Source organism: Vibrio sp. Vb1755, assembly GCF_033338635.1.
GTDB classification, from domain to species: domain Bacteria; phylum Pseudomonadota; class Gammaproteobacteria; order Enterobacterales; family Vibrionaceae; genus Vibrio; species Vibrio alginolyticus.
Genome location: NZ_JAWOTA010000146.1, coordinates 1 through 1,412, shown reverse-complemented (window position 1 = coordinate 1,412; position 1,412 = coordinate 1). Strand labels below are relative to the sequence as shown.

Genomic DNA, 1,412 nt, shown 5'->3' with positions numbered 1-1,412 from the left:
ATTTGAAAGACGCACTGATCTTCGAGTGCACAGAAATGGACTTGTCCGTGTTCAAATCAAATGACGGTAAATCACAGCTCAAAGTCACGTATTCGGGAGAACCATACCAAGGCGAGGGTCATGCGTTAGTTCATGAGTTTTGGTCATTAAACACCAAGAAACAGAAGCAAACTTTTAAAGACCAGTTTGTGCGCCCTCACCTTGCCGATAAACATCGCCCGTTTGAAGAAGCATCGCCTACACGAGTCGTCGCTAATCAACACCGTTTCCGTTTACCGCAGTTTGTCATTGCCAGAAAGTCTGGGCGCTTTTGGAAGTTACGCGACAAGATTTTTGAAGATGAACTTAAATAACGCTCGATTCGCACCAGTGAATTTGCCAAGAGCAAAGTGAATGTGACTGAACCGACAGTTCACACGATGATTCACTTTCTGTTCATGTACAGCTAGATATAATTTTGCCAACTCTTCAGAAAAGGTTTTGCTATGTATAAACCAGTGACTTCTCAAAATCTTGCGTTGTTTTTCAGCCTCGCCCCGATGCTGATTTCTGCACCAAGCTTCGCGCAGCAAAATGATATTTACACCACGCAAAATGGCCACGCCATCGTGCAAGATGTCGAAAAGCCCGGCACACGTATCGAATTTGATGAAGACCAGGATGAGGTCTACCGCGCCGTACAAAAAGGCTACATTCGTCCCTTCTCTGAGCTTTACGCGGCCGTCGAAAATGACCTTTATGGTCGCATCATCAAAGTCGAGCTTGAAGAAGATGACAATGAATGGGTTTACGAACTGAAAATACTCTTCAACAATAGTGTGTTGAAGGTCGAATATGACGCTGCCACATTGGAAATGCTGGAAGTCAAAGGTCGAAACTTCAATAAAGCTTTAAAACCACCACAAAACTAAATAATAAGAAACGCTGCCATGAAAATACTTGTTGTCGAAGATGATCCTCGTCTAGGCGAGCAAATTATCGAAACGTTGGAAAATAACGGTTGGGTACCTGAGCTATCACAAGATGGCATTGACGCGCTCTACCGAGCGACATCCGAAGAATGGGACGCGATTGTACTCGACCTTGGTCTACCGAAACTCGATGGCTTGACCGTTTTAAAAGGCATTCGAGATGAAAACATCAACACTCCGGTCGTGATCCTAAGTGCGCGTGATACTTTAACTCAACGAGTAGAAGGCCTAAACGCTGGCGCAGATGATTACCTGACTAAACCGTTTGAAATGGTTGAGCTTATCGCTCGTCTTCGCGCCCAACTGCGCAGAGCATCTGGTAACGCTTCTCCGGTCATGCAAATAGGCGATTTAAGCCTAGATACCAGAACCTCAAAAGTGATGTGGCAAGGCCAAGCAGTGAGCCTAACAGCGCTGGAATATAAAGTAGTCGCTTACTTT

Annotated in this window: 2 protein-coding genes and 1 pseudogene; all 3 read left to right on the top strand. The window is 45.1% G+C overall.

Annotated elements, in window-relative coordinates; genetic code table 11:
- A pseudogene (locus R7E00_RS23400) lies at positions 1-353 on the top strand (ATP-dependent helicase); the annotation flags it as partial.
- 132 nt (positions 354-485) lie between these two features.
- Complete coding sequence (locus tag R7E00_RS23395) at positions 486-911, top strand: PepSY domain-containing protein (protein ID WP_005462404.1); 426 nt, start codon at positions 486-488, stop codon at positions 909-911.
- An 18-nt stretch (positions 912-929) separates the two neighbouring features.
- Positions 930-1,412: response regulator transcription factor (locus R7E00_RS23390; RefSeq protein ID WP_318124624.1), on the top strand; the 483-nt coding region annotated here is incomplete at its 3' end.

Coding starts and splice junctions, on each gene's coding strand:
- R7E00_RS23395 (WP_005462404.1), top strand. CDS start 486: ATGTATAAACCAGTGACTTCTCAAAATCTTGCGTTGTTTTTCAGCCTC.